Here is a 17,471-nt window from a genome sequence, read left to right as displayed (position 1 = left end):
ACAATTGTAAATAATTTGTGACAACCACAATCGAGGCCCGGCCCGTCACCCCTTGTTGAGATAGCCAGCCAGCTGGCCGATCAGCCGCTTGCGCAGCTCGCCGAGCCTGGGCTTCTCGTCCGCGCACCAGGGCAGCGGGCGGCACGCCTCCATGGTGCGCAACCCGAGTCTGGCGGTGAGCAGACCCGCCCCCACCCCTTGCGCGGCGCGGGCGGAGAGCTTGGCGGCGAACTCTGCCCCCAGCAGATCCATCCCCACCTCGGTCACCAGCTCGGTGGCCCCGGCATAGAGCATGTTGCGAAACACCTGCCGAATGAGGCGGATGCGGCTCCAGTAGCCGAGCTCGATGGCGTAGACGTCGGCGATGTCCTCGATCATCCGCAGGTTGCGCCACAGCATCAGCATCATGTCGACGGTGGCGAGCGGGCTCAGGGCCACCAGCACGGCGGCCTCCCCCGACCATTTGGCCACCCGCGCCTGGGCCAGCTTGTCCCGCTCGGTCAGCACCAGCTGACTGTAGAGGGTCAGCACTTCCCGATCGCTGTGACTCTCGTCGAGCTGGGACAGCCAATTGCGATACCCCTCCCGCCCCTTGTCGCCACTCTTCTCGGCGAGCGCCTCGCAAAAAGCCTGCCCCTGCCCGACGCCCTGACGGGCCAGCAGATCGTCGGCCCGGGAGCGCACATCCTGGCGCCGCTTGAGGGTGCGCAGCCGCAGCCACTCGCGCCCCACCACACCTGCCGTGCCCACGGCCACCAGACCGGAGGCCAGCAACCAGGCGCTGCCCCAGAGCGGGGTGGTGAGCAACTGGTCGTAGAGAAAGGCGCCATACTGGCCCAGCGACAACAGGCCAACCGCCCCCAGTCCCCAGCCAAGCAGCCGGTGCCGCCGGCGCGGCTTGATGGTGAGGGCGGGCTCCACCTCGGTGAATGCCTCCAGCTCGTCGAGGCGCTCGAAACTCGCCTCTTCCAGCCGCTGGGCAGGTGCAGGCGGTCGCTCGTCGCTGGCCACCGTCAAGGCGGGCTCCAGGATCACCTTGCCCTGCAGCGGGGCCGGTTCGGCCACCGTCGGTTTTTTCTGATCGTTCATCTTTTTGCTTGCTCCTCTACGCGGCCGTGCAGCTATGCCTTGCCTGCATTGCCGCACAGCCTGGGTTATTCGAGGTGATCCCCGAGCAGAAACTCCAGCGCCGCGTCGAGCCGGATATGGGGCAGCGCCTGATGGGCGCTCATGGGCAGGGGGCGAAACGCCTGAAAATCGAAGCCCTGATTGTTCCACCATTGCGCGGGCGGGATATGGGGCGGCACCTCTCCCGGAAACAGCAGCAACGGCTCGCCGGCGAGGCTGGTACCACGGATGGCGGGAAACTCACGGCCATTGGCCACCCCCTTGCCCACCTCGGTCGCCTTGATGGCGGCGAGCGCCAGACACTCAGTGGTGATCCCCTCAAAGCGCGCCTGACCCCGACCGCTGCGCACCAGATGCTGGAGCAAAGAGACCAGGGGGCCGTGCTGCTCTGGGGTGACATGATCGGCCTTGCTCGCCACAAACAGCAGCTTGTCGATACGCGGCGAGAAGAGCCGGCGCCACCAGTTGCTCTTGCCATAGGCGAAGCTCTCCATGATGCGGGCGATGGCCTGCTGCATGTCGCCAAAACTGGCCGCGCCGGCGTTGAGGGGCTGCAGGCAGTCCACCAGTACTATCTGGCGATCGAACCCCGCAAAATGCTGCTCATAAAAGCCCTGTACCAGGTGTTGCTTGTACTGCTCGAAGCGCTGCTTGAGGGTGGCGTAGAGGGTGCCATCGGCGGGCTCGCCAACTGGCGGCTCCCACACCCAGGGCACGAACTGCAGCAGGGGCGCACCGGCATACTCCCCCGGCAGCACGAAGCGACCAGGCTGGATGAGGTGCAGCCCCAGCTCCCGCTTGCAGGCGTGCAGGTAGTCGGTGTAGCGCTCGGCAAGCTGTGCGACCGGTCGCTCTTCAAAAGGCTGCATAGCCTGCCATTCCGGGGCCAGCCAGCCAGCGGCAAGCGCCTGCAGCTCGGGGCGGCGCAACTGGTCGCGCACCTGCTCGCTCCACTGCTCGTAACTGAGTTCCAGTAGCGGCAAGTCCAGCAACCACTCCCCCGGGTAATCTACCAGATCCACATAGAGGGTGGAGATCTCACCCAGGTGCTTGCGCAGGGGATGGCGGGTGCGATAGCGAATTTCGAGGCGCACCTCGGCCACCCCGCGGGTGGGCTCGGGCCAGGCGGGCGGATCACCGAACAGGGCGTCGAGGCCGCGCTCGTAGGCAAAGGTGGGAATATGGGCATTTTGCTGTGGCACCCGGCGGGCGCCGAGAATGCGCCCCTGACGCAGGGCATCCCACAACGGCAAACGGCCATCGATGGCCGCGTGTTCCAGCTGGTTGACCAGCGCCGTGATAAAGGCGGTCTTGCCACTGCGGGAGAGGCCGGTCACTGCCAGCCGCAGATGGCGATCCCGTACCCGGTTCACCACGTCTGTGGCCCTGTGCTGCAAGAGCGACCACTTTTGTTCCAGTGTGTTGCGTATCAAGGCTTGTTCAATCCCTCAATTCGATCGTCGGTTTCAGGTGTGCCCGCCATGTCGGGTCTTGGGATCCCGTTCAAGAGAGGGGCCTAGCTCAATCGGCGAGGCCCGGGCCAGAGGTCACAGCTTGCTGAACTCCCGCTGCAGGGTGAACTCCTTGGAGGTCACCAGCTTCTCGATGCGCTGCAATCTCGGCTCCAGGGTATCTAGCTCCTGTGCGATGCGGCCCAGCGCCTGATGAGGGGTGACACCAGCCTGCCAGCTGCGCGCCTTCATCCGCACATCGGCAAACTCTCCCTCTTCGTTTTCATAGAGAGTGACCGGCCGCTTGTCGAGCAGAAACCAGGCGGCAATATAAGCGGTGAAGGTAATGAAGCCGGCGAAGATGAGGCCGCTGATGGCCAGCAACCGCACTATCCAGGTCTCCACCCCGAAGTAGTCGGCAAGGCCGGCGCAGACGCCCGCTATCTTGCCACGCTGAGGGTCGCGATAGAGATTGCGCCCCTCCCGATTCGATGGACTCATACCTTGTTCCTCCAGCCCGGCACTTCCGCGTCCAGAATGGACTCCAGCGCCCCAACCCGCTCCTGCATCTTCTCGGCCCGCACCAGCAGCCCTTGCAACTGTTCCCGCTCGCTATCGGCCAGGCCGACGCCTATCCGCCCCTTGGCTCTGTAGTGCAGCACCAGCCAGATGGGGGCTACCACCACCATGAAAACCACCATGGGGACCATCAATACGCCCAGCAGATCTTCCATCTATTACTCTCCCTGTTTGCCTTCGCCCTGGCCCAGCTTCTGACGCATGGCCTCGAGCTCTTTGCTTATCTGATCGTCGACTTCCAGCTCGGCAAACTGCTGGGCCAGTGCCTTGTCGGACTGCCCCAGATCGGCGCGGGCCTCCATCTCGTCGATGCGACGCTCCATGCGCTCGAACTTGCTGACCACCGCCTGACTGTCGCCACGGGCGACCTGACTCTGCACATTGAGGCGGCTGCTGGCCGCTTCGGTGCGAATGGCCATCGCCTTTTGACGGCTACGGGCATCTTCCAGCTTGGCTTCCAGCTGACGTATTTCGTCACCCAGCTTGTCGATGCCGCTGTCCACCGCCTGCTGCTCGCGATAGAGCGTCTCGGCCAGCTCGGTCTGCTTCTTCTTCTCGATAAGAGCCGCGCGGGCCAGATCTTCACGGCCCTTGGCCAGCGCCAGTTCGGCCTTGCCCTGCCACTCGTCAACCCGCTCCTGATGACGGTTGACCTGACGGCCGATCTCTTTCTGGCTGGCGAGGAAGCGGGCCAGATTGGAGCGCTCCTTCACCAGTTCGTCTTCCATCTCCTGGATGATCAGGCGCACCATCTTCTGGGGATCTTCTGCCTTGTCGAGCAGGGCCGTCAGGTTGGAATTGATGATGTCGGCCAGACGGGAAAAAATACTCATGATAGAACTCCTGTGGTTGGCATACGTTGTTTCTCCATTGACAATGGCAACTTGTGTGCCAATCTGGAACAGAATTTAACTTGTTGATTTATATGGGGCTCATGCATCGAGTTTCAAGACAGCCCACACAAATGATGATAAGAATCACCAACTTTTGGTAAGATTGACCAGCTTTTACAACGGACAGGGATCACTATGACCACGGCCACGGAAAGCCTGTTGGGGGAATCCAACGCATTTCTCGAGATCATTGAGCAGGCCTCACGGCTCGCCCCGCTGCGCAAACCCGTGCTGATCATCGGCGAGCGCGGGACCGGTAAGGAGCTGATCGCCCATCGCCTACATTATCTCTCGGCGCGCTGGGATCAAAGCTTTGTCACCATCAACTGCGCCACCCTGAGCGAGAGCCTGCTGGAGACAGAGCTGTTTGGTCACGAGGCGGGATCCTTCACCGGCGCCGCCAAGCGCCATCAGGGCCGCTTCGAGCGCGCCGATGGCGGCACCCTCTTCCTCGACGAGCTGGCCACCACCAGCGCCCGAGTGCAGGAGAAGTTGCTGCGGGTCATCGAATACGGCGAGTTTGAGCGGGTGGGCGGGGCCAAGGCTCTCAAGGTGGATGTGCGGCTGGTGTGCGCCACCAACGAGGATCTGCCGGCACTGGCCGACAGAGGGGACTTTCGCCACGACCTGCTGGACAGGCTGGCCTTCGATGTCATTACCCTGCCCCCCTTGCGGGAGCGGCGGGAGGATATCTTGATGCTGGCGGAGCATTTTGCCCACAGCATGACCCGGGAGCTGGGTTATCCGCTGTTTGCCGGTTTCTCCCGCAAGGCGACCCAGTTGCTGCAAGATTACCCCTGGCCCGGCAACGTGCGGGAGCTGAAAAACGTGGTGGAGCGCAGCATCTACCGCCAGGGCAACCCCCAGTTGCCGCTGTCCGAGCTGGTGCTAAATCCGTTCGACTCCCCCTGGCGCCCCCGTCCCCAGGCAAGTCTGGCCGCGACCCTCGAGGAGCCCACCCAGCTGACCACCCAGGCCCCTCCCGCCCTGCCGCTGGATCTCAAACACGCGGTGGCGGAGTACGAGATAAATTTACTCAAGCAAGCCATGCAGCAATCCCAGTATAATCAGCGCAAAGCCGCTCAATTGCTGGCCCTGAGCTATCACCAGTTTCGCGGCATGCTGCGCAAATACCAGTTGCTGGACAGTGACAACGATGCAGATTAATGCCCGGAGCAGCCAGGTTCAGGCCGATACCAGCTCGGGTGCCGGCCCTGCGCTATCGCCCGTTTCGTGGCAGGCTGCGCCAATACCGGTTGCTGGACAGTGACAACGATGCAGATTAATACCCGGGGCAGCCAGGTTCAGACCGACTCCCGCAACTCGCCAGCCTTGACGCTGGCACATTCGTATAAAAACATGGTTCTACAATGAGAATGTTCAAACCCTTGCTGCTTGGATTGCTGGTGCTGGTTACCGGTTGTCAGAAACAGGACGACGCTTCCAGGACGGGTCTCATCTATTGTGCGGAAGGCTCGCCCCAGACTTTCAATCCCCAGGTGTCCAATTCGGGGGTGACCCTGGATGCCAGCTCGCGCCCGCTCTACGATCGCCTGCTGGAAGTGAACCCCAACACACTGGCGCTGGAGGGGGGACTCGCCACCCGCTGGACCCTGAGCGAGGATGGCCTCTTCTACACCCTGACCCTGCGCAAGGGCGTGACCTTTCATCACACCTCCTGGTTCAACCCCTCGCGCACCTTCAACGCCGATGACGTGCTGTTCACCTGGCAGCGCCTGCTGGACAAGCAGCACCCCTATCACGACGTCTCCGGCGGCGAGTATCCCTATTTCTACAGCCTGGGGCTGGATCAGCTGATCAAGCGGGTCTACAAGAAGGGGCCAGAGCAGGTGGTGTTCGAGCTGAATCGACCGGATGCCTCCTTCCTCGCCACCCTGGCCAGCGACTACGCCATAGTGCTCTCCGCCGAGTATGCCGGCCAGCTGCAAAAAGCCGGCACCCCGGCCCTGCTCGACAGCCGTCCCATCGGCACAGGCCCGTTCAGCTTCAAGGAGTATCGCCACAACGAGTACGTGCGCTACTTGCGCCATCCCGGTTACTGGGGCGGCGAGGCCAAGATAGAGCAGCTCATCTACGACATCACCCCCAAGTCTTCCAAGCGGCTCGCCAAGCTGCTGACCGGCGAGTGCGACGTGATGAGCACCCCGTCCGCCAGCCAGCTGTCGGTGATCGACACGGACCCGGATCTCAGCCTGTCGGTGCAATCCGGCATGAACGTTGCTTTCCTGGCCCTCAACACCCGCAAGCCGCCGTTCAACAAGGTACAGGTGCGTCAGGCCATCGCCAGCGCCATCAACATAGACAACCTGCTGCAGGCGGTCTATTTCGAGACGGGCCAGGCCGCCAACAGCCTGCTGCCGCCCCTCTCCTGGGGCTACAATCCCTCCCTGCCGATGCGCCAGCCTGATCTGAAGCGGGCGCGCCAGCTGCTCAAGGAGGCGGGGTTCGAGCAGGGGTTCGAGATGCAGGTGCTGGTGCAGCCAGGCTCACGCCCCTACAACCCGGATGCCCTCAAGACAGCCCAGCTGATGCGAAACGATCTGGCCAGGATAGGCATCAAGCTGAAAATCGTGCAGCAGGAGTGGCCCGTCATCGAGGCCCGCCTCGCTCAGGGCCAATATGACAGCCTGCTCTCTGGCTGGATTGCCGACAACGCAGATCCGGACAACTTCTTTCGCCAGCTGCTGAGCTGCGCCGCCGTCGAACGCGGCAACAACTACAGCCGCTGGTGCAGCCCGGCCTTCGATCAACTGCTGGACGATGCGGTCACCACGCCCCAGCTGGCGTTCCGGCTGCGCAACTACTATTACGCCCAGAGCCTGCTCAACGAGCAGGTGCCGCTCATCCCGCTGGCCCATGCCCTGCGCACCCAGGTCAGTCGCAGCGACATTCAGGGGCTCTCCCTGATGCCCTTTGGCGGCACCGTCTTCAACCAAGCCCACAGGGAGTAAGCATGTTTCTCTATATATTGCGTCGCATCAACCTGCTGCTCATTACCCTGCTGGCGCTGACCTTCGTCGCCTACCTGCTGGACTTTCGTCTCATCGGTCAGCAGGCCAGCTTCTGGAGTGGTTATCCCGATTTCCTGCGCCGCATTCTGGATGGGGATCTGGGGCTCTCCAGCGTCTCGGGCCTGCCGGTGCTGGAGGAGATCCGCCACTACTTCCCGGCCACCCTGATCCTCTGTCTGGCCGCCTTTGCCATCTCGCTGCTGGTGGGCATTCCGCTCGGCACCCTGGCGGCGCTCTATCAGGGCAAGCCGCTGGATCTCTCCATCATGACCGCCGGCCTCATCGGTTATGCGGTGCCCGTCTTCTGGCTGGCGCTGCTGGTGGTGATGTTCTTCTCGCTGGATCTGGGCTGGCTGCCCGCCTCTGGCCAGATCAGCCTGCTCTATGACGTGCCCTCCATCACCGGCATAGCCGTGTTCGACGTGCTGATGAGCCACGAGCCATGGCGCCAGGCGGCGCTGCACGATGCCCTGCGCCACCTGATCCTGCCCTCCCTGGTGCTGGCTGTGGTGCCCACCACAGAGGTGATCCGTCACGTGCGCAGTTCGCTGATCGACGTGATGAAGCAGAACTACATCAAGGCCGCGGCGAGCCGTGGCCTCTCCCGCCGCCAGATCGTCTGGCGCCATGGTCTCAAGAACGCCCTGCCGCCGGTATTGCCGCTGCTCGGCCTGCAGCTGGGCAGCGTGCTCACCTCCGCCATGATCACCGAGGTGGTGTTCGAGTGGCACGGGATCGGCCGCTGGCTCATCAACAGCATTGCCCTGCAGGACTACGCCGCCATCCGGGGGGCCACCCTGGTGGTCGCCGGCTTCGTCATCTTCATCAGCGTCAGCACCGAGCTGCTCACCACCCTCATCTATCCGGCGCGGCGCAAAGAACTCTATGCAAAACAAGACTGAACGTGCTCATGGCATGACCTGGAGCCAGGAATCCTATGCAAGACAAGAATAACCTCTACCCCGAGCTCAAGATCCTCTCCCCGCTGGAGCAGACCTGGGCCTCCTATCGCCGCAATCCGCTGGCCATGGGCGGACTCTGGTGCTTCGTGATCCTGCTGCTCATCACCCTGTTCGGCCCCCTGGTGGTGCCCTACGGCATCGACGAGCAGCACAGCGGCCGTCTGCTGCTGGCCCCCTCCTGGGCCAACAGCGGCAACATCGACTACTTCCTCGGCACCGACGATCTGGGCCGCGACATCCTCTCCCGTCTGGTGGCGGGGGCACGGCTCACCTTCGGCAACGCCCTGCTGGTGGTGATGATCGCCATGGTGGCCGGTACCACCATCGGCATCCTGGGCGGCATGAGCAAGGGGCTGAAATCGAGCGTACTGCACCACCTGCTCGATACCCTGCTCTCCATCCCCTCCCTGTTGCTGGCCATCATCATGGTCGCCATCCTGGGACCTGGCCTGTTCAATACCCTGATCGCCATCACGCTGGCGCTGATCCCTCCCTTCATCCGGGCGACCTACAACGCGGTCCATACCGAGATGCAGAAGGAGTACATCATCGCCAGCCGCCTCGACGGCTCGCCGCCGCTGCGGATCATGCGTCTGGCCATTTTGCCGAACATAGTGGAGACCCTGGTCGCCCAGACCACCCGCACCCTCTCCGCCGCCATTCTCGATATCTCGGCGGTGGGTTTTCTCGGCCTCGGCGCCCAGTCGCCCCAGCCGGAATGGGGCGCCATGCTGGCCGATTCGAGCGATCTCATCTATCTCGCCCCCTGGACAGTGACCCTGCCAGGCATGGCCATATTGTTCAGCGTGCTGGTCACCAATTTAGTGGGTGAAGGCATTCGCGAAGCACTCAAAGAGGGGAACGACTGATGCACCGCTCTCTGCCGAAGATTGACATATTCACCCTTGGCCCCTGTCCATTCCTGTACGGCGTGCTGGTCAACCCATCGCTGGTGGGTGAAGGCATTCGCGAAGCACTCAAAGAGGGGAACGACTGATGCAGCGCTCTCTGCCCAAGATTGACATGTTCACCCTTGGCCCCTGTCCATTCCTGTACGGCGTGCTGGTCAACCCATCGCTGGTGGGTGAAGGCATTCATGAAGTACTCAAAGAGGGGAACGATTGATGATCTTGTTGCTCTATACCATCAAGGACGGCATATCCCCGATGCAGCACGCCGTGCCACACCCTCATGAGGAGCGCAACTGATGCCCTTGCTCGATATTCGCAACCTCACCATCGAGATCGACACGCCCCAGGGCAAGGTCAAGGCGGTGGACAGGGTGAGCCTGACCCTGACCGAGGGGGAGATCCGCGGCCTGGTGGGTGAGTCGGGCTCGGGCAAGAGCCTGGTGGCCAAGGTGATCGTCGGCATCCAGAAGGACAACTGGACTGTGCGTGCCGACCGGATGCGCTTCAACGACATGGATCTGCTGACCATGGCCCCCAAGGAGCGACGCCGGATCATGGGTCGCGAGATCGCCATGATCTTCCAGGACCCCATCAGCTGTCTGGACCCTTCCGAAGAGATAGGCACCCAGCTGGAAGAGGCGATCCCGACCGATTCGTTCGAGGGCCAGTTCTGGCAGCGCTTCCAGTGGCGCAAGAAGAAGGCCATCGCCCTGCTGCACAGAGTCGGCGTCAAGGATCACCGCAAGGTGATGCGCGCCTATCCCCACGAGCTGTCGGACGGCATGTGCCAGAAGGTGATGATCGCCATGGCCATTGCCAACAAGCCGCGCCTGCTGGTCGCCGATGAACCCACCAGCGCCATGGAGTCCACCACCCACTCCCAGATCCTGCGGCTGCTGGACAAGATGAACAAGCTGGGCAACACCACCATCCTCATCATCAGCAACGACATAGCGGCCATCGCCAACCTGACCGACACCATCAACGTGATGTACTGCGGCCAGATGGTGGAGGTGGGCACCCGGGAGCAGATCCTGACCTCTCCCCATCACCCCTATACCGATGCCCTGCTCAAGTCCATTCCCGATTTTGACAAGCTGGTGCGCCACAAGTCGCGGCTCGAGACCCTGCCCGGGGTGATACCGCCGCTGCAGCACCTGCCCATTGGTTGCCGGCTCGGCCCCCGCTGTCCCTATGCCCAGAAGCAGTGCGTACAGACGCCGCTGATGAGCAAGGTCAAGGGTCACCAGTTCAGCTGCCACTTCCCGCTGAACATGGAAGAGCCGAAGAAATGAATCCAAGACGTTATCAGCCCGTGGCCGCATGCTCTGCCACCAAGGAGCCAGGACAGTGATCGAACCCTCCCTGCTGCAGGTCAGGGGCCTGTGCAAGACCTATCAGAACCGCACCGGCCTGTTTCGGCGTCAGGCGGTCGAAGCCATCAAGCCGCTCTCGTTTGACCTCGAGGTCGGCCAGACCCTGGCCATCGTCGGCGAGGCCGGCTCCGGCAAGAGCACGCTGGCGCGGATCCTGGCGGGCATGATAGAGCCGAGCGGTGGCGATATCGCCATCGAGGGTCAGACCCTGATCCACGGCGACTATCAGACCCGCTGCAAGCTGCTGCGGATGATCTTCCAGGACCCCAACTCCTCGCTCAATCGCAAGATCCGGGTCGGCCAGATCCTGGAGACGCCGCTGCGGCTCAACACCGAGATGAGCGACGAGGAGCGTCACGACAAGGTGGTGCAGACTCTGCGCATGGTGGGCATGCTGCCGGATCACGCCCTCTTCTATCCGCAGATGCTCTCCGCCGGTCAGCAGCAACGGGTGGCGCTGGCCCGTGCGCTCATTCTCAACCCCAAAATAGTGGTAGCCGACGAGGCACTCTCCACCCTGGACATCTCGGTGCGCTCCCAGATCATCAACCTGCTGCTGGAGATGCAGGAGACCATGGGGCTGAGCTATGTGCTGGTGGCCAACGATCTGGGAGTGGTGAGCCACATCAGCGACGAGGTGCTGGTGATGCACGAAGGACGGGTGGTGGAGCGTGGCAAGACCCTCAAGGTGTTTGCCGATCCCCAGCACGAGGTGACTCGCCGTCTGATCCAGAACTACAACAACGAATACCGCCGCTGATCCCCGGGCCGGTGCCGACCCCGGCACCGGCCAGCCCTCTTCGTCATCTGCTGGAAAAAGCGTAAAAAAATCCCGGCTCAGGGGCCGGGAATTGCGCTCAAAAGTGAATGCGTCGCTCGTAATAGGAACATGGCCATGGTAGGCAGAGCCTCTTGCGTCAACAACTGTCAGATCTGACAGGCAGCCCGCTATGGAACCTGAACTGCGGATCCGGCGAGCGGATAAGCTCGGCTTCGAGTTTGCCAAAATAAGCCACCCGCTCGCTGATATCCTCCCCCGCGTATTGCTCGGCCAGCGCCAGATAGTCCTGATAGTGGCGCGCCTCCGAGCGCAGCAGGGAGACATAGAAGCGACCCAGCTCCTCGTCCAGATGAGGCGCCAGCCTGGCAAAGCGCTCGCAGGAGCGCGCCTCTATGTAGGCACCGATGATCAGCTTGTCGACCAGGGTGGCAGGCTCGTGGGTACGCACATGCTGCATCAGGTTGCGGGCATAGCGGGAGGCGGTCACGGGGCCATAGGGAATGCCGCGCGCGGCCATCAGTTCCAGTACCTGCTCGAAGTGGTGTAGCTCCTCCTGGATGAGCCGCACCATGGGAAACAGCAGCGGGTTGCGGGCCAGCTCCTCGAACACGGTGCGATCGGACTCCCCCATGCTGCGCTTGCCCAGGATCTCCGCCTTCTCCGGGATGGCATCCAGCTCCCGATAAAATTCCAGCTTGGGCAACAGATGGCGCTTGCCCTTGGGCAGGCAGTAGCGCCGCACCAGGCTGTGGGCGGTGAGGGCGGCCTTGTTCTCACAGTTGGCGTGATCGATGAGCAGAGTCGGCAACCAGGCGGGATCCCGCGCCATCTCCACCCAGGCATCCGGGGTCTCACACTGCAAAAACTGGCGCACGGGGGCTAGCAGGTCATCCATCTGAATTCTCGTCTGTTCTGGTTGATACGGCGGCGCAATTGGCGCGCGGCTGCCCATGCTAGCGGATCCCGCCGCCACTGCCCACACCTGGCGGTATAAGTGCTTATTTTTAAAGCAGATAACAGCCCTGCCCCGCCGCCCGGACACGACAATGGGGGCCGGGGCCCCCATCTCATATCTGTCATATCAAGCGAAAACGTTTAACTGCCTTCGTTAAAAATTTCCAGATTGCTGGTGCCTTCCTGCCACTCACGCACCGCCTTGTTGTCGTCGCTGCGCAGGGCGTTGAGGTGATCCAGATAGGATTGATCCACGTCCGAGGTGACGTAGTGACCGTTGAACACCGAGGTCTCGAAGTGACGCAGCTCGGGGTTGATCTCCCGCACCGCCTCTTCCAGATCTTCCAGATCCTGGAAAATCAGGCCATCGGCACCGATCAGCTTGCACACCTCTTCCACTTCCCGACCGTGGGCGATCAGCTCGTTGGCGGTGGGCATGTCGATGCCGTAGACGTTGGGGAAGCGAATTTCCGGTGCCGCCGAGGCGAAGTAGACCTTGGCCGCCCCTGCCTCACGGGCCATCTGGATGATCTGCTCGGAGGTGGTGCCGCGCACTATGGAGTCATCTACCAGCAACACCTTCTTGCCCTTGAATTCGGAGCTGATGGCATTGAGCTTGCGACGCACCGACTTCTTGCGCTGGGTCTGGCCCGGCATGATGAAGGTACGGCCTATGTAGCGGTTCTTCACGAAGCCCTGACGGTACGGCAGGTCCAGGGTGTGGGCTATCTCCAGCGCCACGTCACAGGAGGTCTCCGGGATGGGGATGACCACATCCACGTCGAGATCTTCCCACTCCCGTGCAATCTTTCGGCCCAGCTTGCGACCCATGTTGAGGCGGGCTGCGTAGACGGAGACCTTGTCGATGCACGAATCGGGACGGGCGAAGTAGACGTATTCGAAGATGCAGGAGCTCATCTGCGGGTTTTCCGCACACTGCTCGGAGAAGAGCTGGCCCTGCTCTGTGATGTAGATGGCTTCACCGGGGGCGACGTCACGCACCGTCTCGAAACCGATGGCGTCCAGCGCCACGCTCTCGGAGGCGAGCATGTACTCCACCTGGCCCTGTTCATCGGCCCGACGCCCCAGGATCAGCGGACGAATGCCGTTGGGATCGCGAAAGCCGATGAGGCCGTGACCGATCACCAGCGAGACCACGGCATAGGCACCGCGGATCTGCTGGTGCACCTTGCGCACCGCCGAGAAGATGTCTTCCGGCCGCAGCGCCATCTTGTCGCACAGATCCAGTTCGTGGGCCAGCACGTTCAGCAACACTTCCGAATCGGAAGTGGTGTTGATGTGGCGACGGGCCACTTTGAACTGCTGCTCCTTGAGCTCCTTGGCGTTGGTGAGGTTGCCGTTGTGGGCCAGCACCATGCCGTAGGGGGAGTTCACGTAAAAAGGTTGGGCTTCAGCGGCACTTGAGCTGCCTGCGGTGGGATATCTGACATGACCTATGCCGATGTTCCCTTGCAGACGCTGCATGTGGCGCACTTCAAACACGTCCTTCACCAGGCCGTTGGCCTTGCGTTGCCGGAAGTTTCCACTCTCTATGGTCACGATCCCGGCGGCATCCTGTCCCCTGTGCTGCAACACCGTCAAGGCGTCGTAGAGGGCCTGATTGACGGGGGTGGTGCCAACTATACCGACAATACCACACATGTCTTTGCTACCTCGAAGTCACTATACCTGTTTAAGAAAACTGGACGAGTTCAACATGAACCCGAAAAACCACTGGATCACCGGCTTGAACTCGGGAACCAGTTTGGACGCCACCCACCAGTCGCTCTGGGAGAGGCTGGTGAAGGTATCCATAAAAAACAGCAGGGCACTGACGATCAGTACCCCGCGAATGGCGCCGAAGCAGATGCCGAGCACCCGATCCGTTCCTGACAGGCCGGTCTTTTCCACCAGCAGACCCACCACGTAGTTCACCACACCGCCCAGGATCAGGGTCGCCACGAACAGGGCTGCGATGGCCAGGCCGTTGCGCACCAGAGGGTCGCTGAACGAGGTGAAGTAGATGGCGAGATCGGGATAGAAATGGCTGGCGATGAAGAAGGCGATAAACCAGGTGACGAGCGACATGGCTTCCTTGACGAAGCCGCGCACCAGGCTGATGAGGGCGGAGAAACCGACGATGCCGATGATGGCGTAATCAATCCAGACCATAGGAAAAAGTGTCCTGCGAAATTGCGGCGCAGTCTAACAAAAACGATTGCGCAATGCTTGATAAAAATGTGTTAAATGTTCAGCCGGGGGCCGGATGAAGCACTTTTTTCGGCGCCAGCACGAGGATTCGGCGCCCAAACGCACAACGCCATGGCATGGCCATGGCGTTGTGTTGATGCGAGTGTGCTTAACCTATGTGGGTCAGGCCACCCATGTAGGATTGCAGCGCAGCCGGGATGGCGATGCGGCCATCTTCCTGCTGGTAGTTCTCCATCACGGCCACCAGGGTGCGACCCACTGCCAGGCCGGAGCCGTTCAGGGTGTGCAGCAGCTGGGGCTTGCCGTCGATACGCACGCGAGCCTGCATGCGGCGCGCCTGGAAATCGGTGCAGTTGGAGACGGAGGAGATCTCGCGGTAGGTGTTCTGGGCCGGCAGCCAGACTTCCAGATCGTAGGTCTTGGCGGCGCAGAAGCCCATGTCACCGGTGGCCAGCGCCATCACGCGATACGGCAGCTCCAGCAGTTGCAGCACCTTCTCGGCGTGACCGGCCATCTCTTCCAGCGCTTCCCAGGATTTTTCCGGGTGAACCAGCTGCACCATCTCGACCTTGTCGAACTGGTGCATGCGGATGAGACCGCGGGTGTCACGACCGTAGGAACCGGCTTCGGAACGGAAGCAGGGGCTGTGGGCCGTCATCTTGATGGGCAGCTCCTGCTCGTCGAAGATCTCGTCGCGGGCCATGTTGGTGAGCGGCACTTCGGAGGTCGGGATCAGGGAGAACTTGCGCAGCTTGCCCTCTTCTTCCCCTTCACCCTCGATCCCCGTGTTGAACAGGTCTTCGGAGAATTTCGGCAGCTGACCTGTGCCGTACAGGCTGTCCGGGTTCACCAGATAAGGCACATAGCATTCGGTGTAGCCGTGCTGCAGGGTGTGCAGGTCCAGCATGAACTGCGCCAGGGCGCGGTGCAGGCGGGCAATCTGGCCCTTCATCACCACGAAACGGGCACCGGACAGCTTGACGCCGTTCTTGAAATCCACGCCCTTGGCCGCTTCACCCAGATCGATGTGATCGCGCACCGGGAAGTCGAACGCGCGCGGGGTACCCCAGCGGCGCACTTCCACGTTGTCGTTCTCGTCGCGGCCCACCGGCGTGGTCTCGCTCGGCAGGTTGGGGATGGCGTCGGAGATGGATTTGAGATCGCGCAGCAGCGCCTCGAGCTCAACCTTGCTGGTTTCAAGCTCGTCGTTGATCTTGGTCACCTCGGCCTTGAGCGGAGCCACATCTTCACCACGACGGGCAGCCTCACCGATGGACTTGGAGCGGGCGTTGCGCTCGGCCTGCAGCTCCTGGGTACGGGACTGCAGATCCTTGCGTTTCTCTTCCAGAGCATTGACAGCCGCTACGTCCAGAACGTAGCCACGTGTCGCCAGACGAGCGGCAGCTTCGTCAATCTCGCTACGCAGATATTTGGGATCCAGCATGGTTTACCTACTTTTTTAAAATGGGATCTGGGCCTGGGTCATCATGACCGGGCGAGAGAACAGATCCGGAAGTTAACATCGGTTGGCGCACCCCTATCGTCTTCAGGATCGAGCCTTCAAAAACAGGCCTTCGAAATCAAGAAGATGGCGCAAGGCCGAGACAAGCGGGGTCAGAGGGCCAGTGTATCAGACCGCCCCCCCGCCCGAACAGGGACTATTTGTGTCGTTTTCACGGACCCTGCCGGTCGGCAAGGTTCGCGGATCCGCCCTCGAACCCCATTCCTGACCACAGCGACAAACCGGTACCTGAACTGCCTCATTTGAACAAGTGCGTTCAGGGGCCACAGGTCTGCCGGCAGGGCTGGTGAGGGGGCAGGCGACGGCCTGCTACTTGCCCCTTTGCTGCGGGCTCTGCCGGTCCAGCTCATGGAGGTAGTCAAGCTTCTGGGCTATCTGCTTCTCAAGACCGCGATCCGTGGGCTGGTAGTACTGCTTGCCCGCCAACTCCGGCGGCAAATACGCCTCGCCGGCGGCATAGGCGCCCGGCTCGTCGTGGGCATAGCGATACTCGGCGCCATAGCCCAACTCGCTCATCAGCTTGGTGGGGGCGTTGCGAAGGTGCGGTGGCACCTCGAAGTCGGGCAGGTTTTTGGCATCGTTGAGCGCCGCCTTCCAGGCGGTGTAGACCGCATTGCTCTTGGGGGCGCAGGCAAGATAGACGATGGCCTGGGCGATGGCGCGCTCCCCTTCGGCCGGGCCGATGCGGTGGAAGCAATCCCAGGCCGACAGCGCCACCTGCATGGCGCGCGGATCGGCGTTGCCCACGTCTTCCGAGGCGATGGCCAGCAAGCGGCGGGCGATATACAAGGGATCGCAACCGGCGCTCACCATGCGGGCATACCAGTAGAGGGCCGCATCGGGGGCTGAGCCGCGAATCGATTTGTGCACCGCCGAGATGAGGTCGTAGAAGTGATCGCCACCCTTGTCGAAGCGCGCCACGTGCTCCCCCACCACGGCGGCGAGCAGGGCGCTGTCGATCACTCTCTTCCCTTCGCCATTGGTCTCGGCCATGTCGGCCAACAGCTCCAGATAGTTGAGGGATTTGCGCCCGTCGCCATCCACGGCTTTGGCCAGCGCCGCCTTCACCCCGGGGGCGAAGGCCAGGGTCGGATCATTGAGACCGCGCGGATCCTGCATCGCCTGATCGATCATGGCGAGTATGTCCTCCTCTTCCAGCCGCTTGAGCAGATAGACACGGGCCCGGGAGAGCAGTGCGTTGTTGAGTTCGAACGAGGGGTTTTCGGTGGTGGCGCCGATGAAGGTGATGGTGCCGTCTTCGATGTGAGGCAGGAACACATCCTGCTGGCTCTTGTTGAAGCGGTGTACCTCATCCACGAAGAGGATGGTGCGCACCCCGCGCCAGCTGTTCTCCTTCGCCTTGTCGATGGCGGCGCGGATCTCCTTGATGCCGGAGGTGACCGCAGAGAGGCGCTCCACCTCGGCCTGGCAGTAGTGCGCCATCAGCTCGGCCAGGGTAGTTTTGCCGGTACCGGGCGGGCCCCACAAAATCATCGAGTGGCAGTGGCCGGCCAGTATGGCTTTGCGCAGGGGCTTGTCAGGCCCCAGGATATGCTGCTGACCTATGTACTGGTCGAGGTTTTGCGGCCGCATCCGGGCCGCCAGCGGGCGAAAATCCGACGAGAAATCCAGCGACAAGTTGCTCATCTGTGGTGACCATCCCGTACCACG

At 62.1% G+C, this 17,471-nt stretch carries 18 protein-coding genes; 8 read left to right on the top strand and 10 right to left on the bottom strand.

The genetic code is table 11. From position 1 onward, the window contains the following. Positions 1-45: 45 nt before the first annotated feature. The 5 genes from ACM3N8_RS17020 to pspA all read right to left on the bottom strand — a co-directional run bounded on the left by ACM3N8_RS17020 (position 46) and on the right by pspA (position 3,991). The gene (locus ACM3N8_RS17020) at positions 46-1,089 is read right to left on the bottom strand and encodes a YcjF family protein (RefSeq protein ID WP_416016402.1); all 1,044 of its coding nucleotides are present in this window, start codon (positions 1,087-1,089) and stop codon (positions 46-48) included. A gap of 65 nt (positions 1,090-1,154) precedes the next feature. Further along, positions 1,155-2,561 (bottom strand): YcjX family protein, encoded by a 1,407-nt coding sequence (locus ACM3N8_RS17015; protein WP_416016401.1) that lies wholly within the window; start codon positions 2,559-2,561, stop codon positions 1,155-1,157. A gap of 114 nt (positions 2,562-2,675) precedes the next feature. Beyond that, positions 2,676-3,080, bottom strand: coding sequence for an envelope stress response membrane protein PspC (gene pspC / locus ACM3N8_RS17010; protein ID WP_241325815.1), 405 nt, complete (start codon positions 3,078-3,080; stop codon positions 2,676-2,678). Continuing rightward, positions 3,077-3,313, bottom strand: coding sequence for an envelope stress response membrane protein PspB (pspB, locus tag ACM3N8_RS17005; protein WP_042872204.1), 237 nt, complete (start codon positions 3,311-3,313; stop codon positions 3,077-3,079). The genes pspC and pspB overlap by 4 nt, the downstream gene beginning before the upstream one ends. A 3-nt stretch (positions 3,314-3,316) precedes the next feature. After that, a complete protein-coding gene (gene pspA / locus ACM3N8_RS17000; protein WP_042872202.1) occupies positions 3,317-3,991 on the bottom strand; it encodes a phage shock protein PspA in 675 nt (224 codons plus the stop codon). A gap of 195 nt (positions 3,992-4,186) precedes the next feature. Here pspA and pspF point away from each other — a divergent pair, with 195 nt between their 5' ends. From pspF to ACM3N8_RS16960, 8 genes are all read left to right on the top strand, one after another. Next, a complete protein-coding gene (pspF, locus tag ACM3N8_RS16995; RefSeq protein WP_416016400.1) occupies positions 4,187-5,218 on the top strand; it encodes a phage shock protein operon transcriptional activator in 1,032 nt (343 codons plus the stop codon). 209 nt (positions 5,219-5,427) lie between these two features. Then, complete coding sequence (gene sapA / locus ACM3N8_RS16990; protein ID WP_274454364.1) at positions 5,428-7,023, top strand: ABC transporter substrate-binding protein SapA; 1,596 nt, start codon at positions 5,428-5,430, stop codon at positions 7,021-7,023. Positions 7,024-7,025: 2 nt separating this feature from the next. After that, positions 7,026-7,985 (top strand): ABC transporter permease, encoded by a 960-nt coding sequence (locus tag ACM3N8_RS16985; protein WP_043136056.1) that lies wholly within the window; start codon positions 7,026-7,028, stop codon positions 7,983-7,985. A gap of 35 nt (positions 7,986-8,020) precedes the next feature. Next, a complete protein-coding gene (locus ACM3N8_RS16980; protein WP_274454114.1) occupies positions 8,021-8,914 on the top strand; it encodes an ABC transporter permease subunit in 894 nt (297 codons plus the stop codon). Further along, positions 8,914-9,042: a hypothetical protein gene (locus ACM3N8_RS16975; protein ID WP_416016399.1), complete on the top strand. Its 129-nt coding sequence runs from the start codon at positions 8,914-8,916 to the stop codon at positions 9,040-9,042. Before ACM3N8_RS16980 ends, ACM3N8_RS16975 begins: the two co-directional genes overlap by 1 nt. Further along, positions 9,042-9,170 (top strand): hypothetical protein, encoded by a 129-nt coding sequence (locus ACM3N8_RS16970; protein ID WP_290065634.1) that lies wholly within the window; start codon positions 9,042-9,044, stop codon positions 9,168-9,170. Before ACM3N8_RS16975 ends, ACM3N8_RS16970 begins: the two co-directional genes overlap by 1 nt. Positions 9,171-9,252: 82 nt before the next feature. Further along, on the top strand, positions 9,253-10,251 hold the full coding sequence (locus tag ACM3N8_RS16965) for an oligopeptide/dipeptide ABC transporter ATP-binding protein (protein WP_043136052.1): 999 nt from the start codon (positions 9,253-9,255) through the stop codon (positions 10,249-10,251). A 55-nt stretch (positions 10,252-10,306) separates the two neighbouring features. Beyond that, a complete protein-coding gene (locus tag ACM3N8_RS16960; protein ID WP_043556852.1) occupies positions 10,307-11,092 on the top strand; it encodes an ATP-binding cassette domain-containing protein in 786 nt (261 codons plus the stop codon). Between the two features lie 157 nt (positions 11,093-11,249). Here the strand turns inward: ACM3N8_RS16960 and miaE are convergent, their stop codons facing one another. The 5 genes from miaE to ACM3N8_RS16935 all read right to left on the bottom strand — a co-directional run bounded on the left by miaE (position 11,250) and on the right by ACM3N8_RS16935 (position 17,447). Continuing rightward, positions 11,250-12,008, bottom strand: coding sequence for a tRNA isopentenyl-2-thiomethyl-A-37 hydroxylase MiaE (gene miaE / locus ACM3N8_RS16955; protein WP_378081944.1), 759 nt, complete (start codon positions 12,006-12,008; stop codon positions 11,250-11,252). Between the two features lie 200 nt (positions 12,009-12,208). Next, positions 12,209-13,729: an amidophosphoribosyltransferase gene (purF, locus tag ACM3N8_RS16950; protein ID WP_042869861.1), complete on the bottom strand. Its 1,521-nt coding sequence runs from the start codon at positions 13,727-13,729 to the stop codon at positions 12,209-12,211. 21 nt (positions 13,730-13,750) lie between these two features. Next, entirely contained in the window at positions 13,751-14,239 is a 489-nt protein-coding gene (locus tag ACM3N8_RS16945) for a CvpA family protein (protein WP_042869859.1), read from the bottom strand. Positions 14,240-14,426: 187 nt separating this feature from the next. Continuing rightward, positions 14,427-15,722, bottom strand: a complete 1,296-nt coding sequence (gene serS, locus ACM3N8_RS16940; protein WP_241279059.1) for a serine--tRNA ligase — start codon at positions 15,720-15,722, stop codon at positions 14,427-14,429. A 387-nt stretch (positions 15,723-16,109) separates the two neighbouring features. Then, positions 16,110-17,447: a replication-associated recombination protein A gene (locus ACM3N8_RS16935; RefSeq protein WP_290019115.1), complete on the bottom strand. Its 1,338-nt coding sequence runs from the start codon at positions 17,445-17,447 to the stop codon at positions 16,110-16,112. Between the last annotated feature and the right edge of the window lie 24 nt (positions 17,448-17,471).

It is taken from the genome of Aeromonas sp. A04 (genome assembly GCF_047780465.1).
GTDB classification, from domain to species: Bacteria; Pseudomonadota; Gammaproteobacteria; order Enterobacterales; family Aeromonadaceae; genus Aeromonas; species Aeromonas bestiarum.
This window is presented reverse-complemented; position numbering and strand designations above follow the sequence as displayed.